Origin of the sequence: Spongiibacter sp. (assembly GCF_041602295.1) — a bacterium.
Classification (GTDB): domain Bacteria; phylum Pseudomonadota; class Gammaproteobacteria; order Pseudomonadales; family Spongiibacteraceae; genus Spongiibacter.
This window is the reverse complement of the sequence record NZ_JBFIGO010000113.1, coordinates 1-7853: the sequence shown is the minus strand read 5'-3', so window position 1 is coordinate 7853 and position 7853 is coordinate 1. Positions and strand designations below refer to the sequence as shown.

The window sequence follows — 7853 nt, the reverse complement described above, 5'->3', positions numbered from 1 at the left end:
GCCGGCGGGCAGCGCGGGGCGGTGGCAGGCCGCGCAGCCGAGCTGCTGGAACAGTTGCTGACCAGCGGCGTGTGGCTCGGCGGCCGCTGCCGGCATGGCCAAATTGGCCACATAGAAGACCACCGCGTCGATCAGGGATTCACTAATTTCCACGCCGTCGCGGTCGGCGCCGGAGGCGCGCTGGCAGTGCAGCAGCAGTTGGCCATCACCCTTGGCCTGTTGGGCGCAGCTGGCGGCACGTCGCAGCGGATTGTCGATGCCCAGGTCTTCGGCAAACGCCTGGGCGACTTGTTCGCGCAGCGAGGCCTGCGCCGCTTTCCAGCCGAAGCGGCCGATTTGCGGTGAGTCGCCGGCCGGGTTCAGGACTGCCGCGCGGCCCGAAATGCCGTCGCCGTCGCCGTCGTCGGGGTCTTGCCAGGCGAGAATGTCGGCGTCGTCAACGCCGTCCAGCAGTCCCATGCCGAGCAGCATCGGTGCCAATCGCGCCGACACGGGTTGCGCCGGCTGCTCAGCGATAACATAGTGGCGGTAGGGCAGGGGGCCTTGCGGGTGCTTGCGCTGCTGGTTCGACCAACTCAGTTGCCCTTCCGGGGTGAACCCCGGCAGTGCCTGATCTTGCAGTTGCTGGCCGAAGGGGCTGTCTGGCGCCAGGCGCAGGATCAGGCCGAGGCCGCGCTCGGGCAGCTCGCCCTGACCGTTGCCGGGGTGGCAGCCGGCGCAATTGCGGGCGTTAAACCACGGGCCCAGACCGTCGCGGGCGGTGGTGCTGGCCGGCGCCGAGACCCAGGGCTTGAGGGCGAAGCTGCGGCCCACCGCCCAGTGCAGGCGCTGCTCGTGCGTCAGCGCCGGCGAGGGCCGCAATAATATGGCGTCGGCGCAGGCCGCGGCGGTGCTGAGTGCGCACAGCAGGGCGGCGAGCAGGCGGCCAATGTCGCGCTGAATGGGCAATCGGCTAACTGGCGTTGGGGTTGATGTTGAGACTGGCGGCAGCGGCTTCGATGGCGCGGGTCTGGGCGGTTAGCGACTGTAAAATGTCGCCCAGCAGTTGGCGACCCTGCGGATGGCCGGGGGCGATCAGCATGTCGAATTTCTGCGGCTGCTCAGCGCGCTCGGCGATGTCGGTCAGCGCCGTCAGTGTCGTCATGGTTTGCGCCAGTGCGGCGCGCAGCTGGCTGTCCACCTGTGGCTGGTGCGCCGCTACCGCCTGACTCAGCGAGGGGCCGCGCAGTGTGCTGCCATCCAGGCGCTGGTATTCACCCAGGTAAATATTGCGAATGCCCAGGCCGTTGTAATAGTGCGACCAGTGGGTGTTGTCGCTGAAGCAGTCGTGCTCGTCTTCGGTGGAATTGGCCTCTAGCGCCACTTTAATGCGTTCGCCGCCGAGCTCGCCCAGGCTCAGTGAGCCCATGCCGTAAAACATCCGCGCCAGTGCGCGTTCGCTGGGCAGCGCCAGCAATTCGGCGCGGTAATTGTCAGCGCCGCGGGCCCATTGGCCCACCATATAGTGCAGGTCGCTGAGCAGCAGGGCGGTGGCGGCGCGCAAATAGTCGCCGCGTCGCTGGCAGTGGCCGTTGCTGCAGCCCTCGCCGTTCACAAAGTCGGTGTAGGGGCGCTGGCCGGCGCCGGGTTTGTGGCCGTTGAGGTCTTGCCCCCACAGCAGAAATTCAATGGCGTGGTAGCCGCTGGTCACGTTGGCGGCATTGCCGGCCAGCTCGTGGAGGTCGCGCAGCAGCGCCGGGGTGATCTGGCTGGCGTCGATCTGCGCGCCGCCCAATTCAATGCGGGGGTTGGCGATGATATTCATCTGGGCGGCGATGTTGCCGAGGCTGGCGGCGTAGTCGTCGGCGACGTAGTCGATAAGCCCCTCGTCCAGTGGCCAGCTATTGAGTTGGCCCTCCCAGTCATCGACCACCGGGTTGGCAAAGCGCAGCGCCTCACTTTGCTGGTAGGGGATGCGCGCCTGTCGCCAGGCCTGGCGGGCCGCGGCCAATGTGGCCTCGGAAGGCTGGTCCAGCAAGTGTTGCACCGCGTGTTGCAGCTGCTCGGCGGCAATCGCGGCGTCTTCATAGACCGCGTGGGCGATGTCGCTGTAGTGCTCAACAATTTCCCGCGGCGCGGGTGCCGTCGCAGCAATGCTCAGTTGGCAAAACAGCAGCAGTGGCAGCAGGCGTTTGATCATGGTGGGTCCTTGGTGAATGGGCGATAGCGGGGCGTCATTTTAGCGCTAATTGCAAATGATTCGCAATTGTAATTTGCCTCGGCGCAGCCCTTTTGCCGCACTGCCGCTGTGCTAAACTCGGCGTTTTTCTTGGAGCAGAGCCATGGCCTTTACCCCTCGTCGATCGGTGTTGTATATGCCCGGTGCCAATAGCCGCGCCTTGCAAAAAGCGCGCAGCCTGGACGCCGACGTGCTGATTCTCGATCTAGAGGACGCGGTGGCACCGGCGCAAAAGCTGCAGGCGCGACAGCAGGTGCTTGAGGCCATTGCCGAGGGCGGCTACGGTCACCGCGAGCTGGTGGTGCGGGTCAACGGCTTTGACACCCCCTGGGGACGCGACGATATCGCCGCCTTTGCCAATGCGCCGATTGCGGCGCTGTGCCTGCCCAAGGTGGAATCGGCCGCCGAGGTGCGCGCGGTGGTGCAGCTGCTGCAACAGCAGCAGGCGCCGGCGCAGCTGCGGCTGTGGGCCATGGCCGAGACGCCGCGCGGGGTGTTGTCGATAGACGAGATTGCCGGCAGCGACCCGCGACTGGCGGCCATTGTGCTGGGCACCTCTGATCTGGCCAAGGACTTGCGGGTGCCCCATACCGCCGAGCGCCTGGGCTTGCTCGCCTCGCTGGGCCACTGCGTACTGGCGGCCCGCGCCCACGGCCTGGACGTGCTCGATGGCGTGCATTTAGACCTCGATGACCAGCCGGGTTTTGAGCGGGCCTGCGCTCAGGGTGTGGAGCTGGGATTTGACGGCAAAACGCTGATTCACCCCAAGCAGATTGACGCCGCTAACGCGGCATTTTCGCCGACCGCGGAGCAGCTGGCGCGCGCCGCAAACATTCAACAGGCCTGGCAGCAGGCCGAGTCCGAGGGTAAGGGCGTGGTGCTGGTCGATGGCCGGCTGGTGGAGGCGCTGCATGTCGAAGAGGCACTGCGCCTGTTGGCGATTGCCGACACCCTGCAGCAACGCAGCTAGGCGCTCGCCGGCCGGCCCTTAGGTGGAGAGGCTGCTGAGTGGCCGCTCGCCGGCGTGGTCGGCCTTGGCGTAGCGGCATGACTCCACCAGTTCGAGCATGCGCTCGTCGATCCAGCTGTCGAGTCGAAAGTTTTTGACAAAGCCGCAGTGTCCGCCGTAGCGCGGGGTTTCGATGCTGAGATTGGCGATATCGCGCAGTTGCTCAAAGTCGCCGGCGAGTATCATCGGGTCGTCCTGGGCGGCAATAATATGCGCGGGGCTTTGCAAACTGCTCAGTCGCTCGGCACTCAAGGCATAGGCGCGGAAATAGTCATCCGGCTCGGTAAACGGCGTGTGGTTGGGGACAAAATAGTCATTGAAGTCGCGCAGTCGGCGCATGGCGGTCAGCTGGTCGTGGAAATCCAATTCGGGATAGAGGCTGAGCTTGCGTCGCAATGAGCGCTTCCACTTGCGCACGAAATACTGCTCGTAGACCCACCAGCCCTGCTCAAGGGCGGCCATGGTATTAATCGGGTCGACCACCGGGCAGACGGCAATGGTTTTGTTCAGCTTGATGCCGGCGTCGGCGGCGCGCGCGGCAATGCGCAGGGCAAAGTTGCCGCCCAGCGAAAAGTCGGCGAGAAACTGCCAGTCGTGGGGGTAGTTGCGCTGAATGGCGCGCATGGCGCCGAGCACTTCGTCGAGCAGGGTGGAGTTGAACAGCGCGCGATTCAGGTGGTGGCTGGGGCCGTGGTCGCGCAGGTTTAAGCGAAACACATCGTAGCCGGCGCGGTAAAAATGGCTGGCTGCCGACAGCAGGTAGGTAGAGCGCGAGCTGCCCTCCCAGCCGTGAATCAGGGTGATCAAGCCGCGGCTGCGGCCCTGTTGCCGGGCGCTGTATTCACCCAGCAACTGTGTGTCGTGACCGCAGTCTAAAATCACCGACTTGCTGGCTTGGCGCAGCGCTTGGCTGGCGGCACGCAGGCGCAGTTTGCGCGGCGCGGTCGAGGCCAGTAGCGATTGCACGTGGGGGCTTTGTAATAGTCGCGGTGGGCAAAAATCATTCATTTGATAAATGGTCTAGTTTAGTCAATATTCGCTAAGCCGAATGGACGATTGGCCATCTCCGCTGCTAATTGCGAAGATGAGTGGCTGTTCGACTATAGCAGTGATGCACGCGCCTTGTGCCTAAAACAATAAGCAGTATGACACGGGAGAATTCCATGACAACGATTCCAGGTCGCCGTTCGCTGATTGCGACGTTAGTGGCGGGCTTGATGTCCGGCGCCGCACTGGCCAATGACCTTGCCCTTGAAGAGGTGCTGGTGACGGCCGAGAAGCGCGAAAGCTCGCTTCAAGACACGCCGATTTCACTGTTGGCATTTTCCAATGAGCGCCTTGAGCGCTTCGGTATTACCGATTTGGCCGACGTGGCGGGCCTGGCCCCCAATGTGGCGATTACCCCGTTCCCCAACAGCCGCAGCTCGCTGGTGGTATTTATGCGCGGCGTCGGTAACAACGACAGCCAAACCACCCAGGACCCGGCGGTGGGGGTTTACATCGATGGCGTTTACGTGGCGCGAAGTGTCGGCCTGAGCAGCGATGTTGCCGACCTGGAGCGCGTTGAAGTCTTGCGCGGGCCGCAGGGCACTCTGTACGGGCGCAACACCACCGGCGGCGCAATCAATTTGATCACCGCCAAGCCCGGCGACGAATTTGCCTTTAGCCAGAAAGTCGGCGTTGGCAATCGCGACCACTGGCAGTCGCTGACCAAGATCGAGTCCGGCAAGGTCGGGCCGGTCGCCGGCAAGCTCAGCTACCTTGAATCCGGGCATGGCGGCTGGGTCGAAAACACCGGCGAGGGCGAAAACTTCGGTGAAGAGCGCAAAAAAGCCGGGCGCCTTGCCCTGCGCTGGGACGTTAGCGATGCGCTGACCGTCGACTACGCCTACGACTTTTCCGAGATCGAAGGCCCCCAGCACTACTACCAGAAAACCGAGGTGCTGGACCCAACGTTTAGCGCCTTCTTCGGTTTGAATTCACCGGCCAGTGAAAGCCGTCAGGGCAAGGCGTCGTGGTGGCGCAAGGCCGACCCCAGCACCACCGAAATCAGCGGCCACTCGCTGATCGTCACTTGGGACAGCGCCATCGGCCAGTTCAAATCGATCACCGGCTACCGCGAGCTGGAAGAACATATCACCCAGGACTACGGCGCCGGTGACCAGTTCTTTGAGGCCAATGTCGACATCGATCAAGAGCAGTTTTCCCAGGAGTTCCAGCTGGTCGGCGATGCCGGCGAGAGCTGGCGCTACGTGGCGGGGCTTTACTATTTCGAGGAAGAATCCTACGAGGCAGAGTTTGACCGCGGCATCGGCCTGGTGCCCGGTTCCTACGACCCCAATGAAGACCGCCAAATTGATTCCGAAGCCGAGGCCTCTGCGGTCTACGGTCAGCTGACCTGGTCGCCGGCGGCGCTGGACCATCGCCTGGATCTGACCCTGGGGGCACGCTACACCGTCGACAAGCGCGCGGCCACCAAGGACAGCTCCATCTACTTCTCCAATGGCCCGCAGTCGGGCAGCGATGAGTGGAGCAATTTCAACCCCAGCCTGACCGTCGATTACGCCTGGACCGACAGCTTCAGTACCTTTGCCAAGGTGGTCACCGCCTACAAGGCCGGTGGTTACAATGTGCGCAGTACCGAAGAGGGTTTTCAGCCGCCCTTCGACGAGGAAAACATGACCTCCTACGAGGTGGGTGTGAAGTCCAGCTGGCTGGATAATCGCGTCACGTTCAATGCGGCGGTGTTTCACTCAGAGTATGAGGACCTGCAAACCCAGCAGATTACCGATAACAGCACTATTTTCCTCACCGACGTTTACAACGTCGGCGAGGCGGAAATTGACGGCTTCGAGCTGGATGTGATGGCGGTGCTGGTGCGCGGTCTGACCCTGCAGGCCTCTTACGGCTACACCGATGCTGACTTCATTGAATACCTCGACCAGCGCGAGACCGTGGCCAGCCCCATTCCGGGCCAAACTCAGCCCAACCCGGACTTTGGCAAGAATGTCGCCCACCGCACCAAAATGCCCTATGCGCCGGAGCACAACTACACCCTCGGTCTGGAATACCAGCGCAGTCTGGAAAGCCTGCCGACCAGCCCGCTGCTGACCGCCTCGGTTGACTACGCGTGGACGGACGAGCGTTACGGCACCGCCTTCAACGACGATATGGAAGGCTTCAAAATGGACGACTACGGCATTGTGAACGCCCGCCTTGCCCTGTCGGAAATCTCCTTGGGTTCAGCGGATCTCGAAATCGCGGCCTGGGGTCGCAACCTCGATGACGAAGAGTACAAGGTGCATGCCATCAGCCTGGGCTTGTTCCGCTCGGCGGTCTTCGGCGAGCCGAAAAGCTACGGTGTCGACCTCAAGCTGAGTTTCTAAGGCGGCGCCGCTAGGCGCCCATTCGTTTATACACGGCGCCGCCCGCCCGGGCGGCGTGTTAAGGAGAGACCATGGCATACGGAAAATTGGCACTCGAGGCCAGTCGGCGCTCGGGGGAATATGTCTCAGCGGGTGATCGCGAGGCCTGGCTGTCGCTGTTTGCCGACGACGCAGTAGTGCAAGACCCGGTGGGCGTGTCGCCGCTGGACCCCAGTGGTGAAGGCCACAAGGGCAAGGCGGCGATCGGCGCCTTCTGGGATATGATCATCGCGCCGGGCAGCATCGACTTCACCATCGTCAGCTCGCACCCGGCGGGCGATGAATGTGCAAACGTGGTGCATATGGTTAACACCATGCCCGGCGATATGAAGGTGGTGGTGGATATGGTGGTGGTGTACACCGCCAATGCCGAGGGCAAGATTGTGTCGCTGAAGGCGTATTGGGATTACGATAAGGTGATGTCGCAGTTGGGGTGATTTGGCCTCGGTTCGCCCCTTAGCGCTGCTGCATTGCTTAATTGTTGTGGTGGCTGGGGGCATGGTTTTCGCCCTTGCTGGGCGACTTACTTCTTTTTGTGTGAAAAAGAAGTAAGCAAGAAAAGCACACCCCCGCATCACTGTCGTCGGCTATCGCCGCCGATTCCCTGCGCGCGGCGCGACCCGCTCGGGCGCTGCGGAACTCGCTTCGCTCAAACAGTCCTCGCGCAATTCCCGAACGGGCCGCGCCGTGCTCGGCAGTGCTGAGGGGGATCTTAGTCCGTGCCAACCCAAAGCTGGGTTAAAAACACTTGCGTCATCGCAGTGTCGAAATTATGGACGTCAGGAGAGAATATGGAAGCACCATTTATCGGCCTACAAATCGAAGTCCCTAGCGAATGGATTGATGTAAACGGCCATATGAATGCTACTCATTATGGCCTTGCAGTCTATGATGCGCATTTTAATTTTACTGAAGAAATCGGCCTAGGTGAGGCTTATGTAAATGAAACTTCATGCGGCAAGGCAGTTCTTGAGAGTCACATGGTTTATGAAAGAGAAGTCAGTGAAGGTGATAAATTAGAAATTAAGTCATGGTTACTGGCAGTCGACCACAAAAGACTCCACTTCTTTCATGAGGTTTATAACGTCACAAAAGGATTTCGTGCTGCAACATCAGAGCAAGTTGATATTCACATAGATCTAAATAAACGAGCCTCTGCACCATTTCCTAATAGTCTTTATATTAAATTGCAAAAAATAGT

7 protein-coding genes are annotated in these 7853 nt (G+C 61.5%); 4 read left to right on the top strand and 3 right to left on the bottom strand.

From position 1 onward, the window contains the following. Both ABYM29_RS13655 and ABYM29_RS13650 read right to left on the bottom strand, forming a co-directional pair. Positions 1 to 948 (bottom strand): di-heme oxidoredictase family protein (locus ABYM29_RS13655; RefSeq protein WP_372865328.1); only part of this gene is annotated, 948 nt, incomplete at its 3' end. A 4-nt stretch (positions 949 to 952) separates the two neighbouring features. Next, complete coding sequence (locus ABYM29_RS13650) at positions 953 to 2179, bottom strand: imelysin family protein (protein WP_372865327.1); 1227 nt, start codon at positions 2177 to 2179, stop codon at positions 953 to 955. 142 nt (positions 2180 to 2321) lie between these two features. On the opposite strand from ABYM29_RS13650, the gene ABYM29_RS13645 reads away from it, so the two are divergent. Beyond that, complete coding sequence (locus ABYM29_RS13645) at positions 2322 to 3188, top strand: CoA ester lyase (protein WP_372865326.1); 867 nt, start codon at positions 2322 to 2324, stop codon at positions 3186 to 3188. A gap of 18 nt (positions 3189 to 3206) precedes the next feature. Here the strand turns inward: ABYM29_RS13645 and ABYM29_RS13640 are convergent, their stop codons facing one another. After that, complete coding sequence (locus ABYM29_RS13640) at positions 3207 to 4235, bottom strand: YheT family hydrolase (protein WP_372865325.1); 1029 nt, start codon at positions 4233 to 4235, stop codon at positions 3207 to 3209. Between the two features lie 155 nt (positions 4236 to 4390). On the opposite strand from ABYM29_RS13640, the gene ABYM29_RS13635 reads away from it, so the two are divergent. The 3 genes from ABYM29_RS13635 to ABYM29_RS13625 form a co-directional block, all read left to right on the top strand. Further along, complete coding sequence (locus ABYM29_RS13635; protein WP_372865324.1) at positions 4391 to 6613, top strand: TonB-dependent receptor; 2223 nt, start codon at positions 4391 to 4393, stop codon at positions 6611 to 6613. Between the two features lie 71 nt (positions 6614 to 6684). Continuing rightward, on the top strand, positions 6685 to 7089 hold the full coding sequence (locus tag ABYM29_RS13630; protein WP_372865323.1) for a nuclear transport factor 2 family protein: 405 nt from the start codon (positions 6685 to 6687) through the stop codon (positions 7087 to 7089). A 354-nt stretch (positions 7090 to 7443) separates the two neighbouring features. After that, a partial coding sequence (locus ABYM29_RS13625; RefSeq protein WP_372865322.1) for a thioesterase family protein occupies positions 7444 to 7853 on the top strand: 410 nt, incomplete at its 3' end.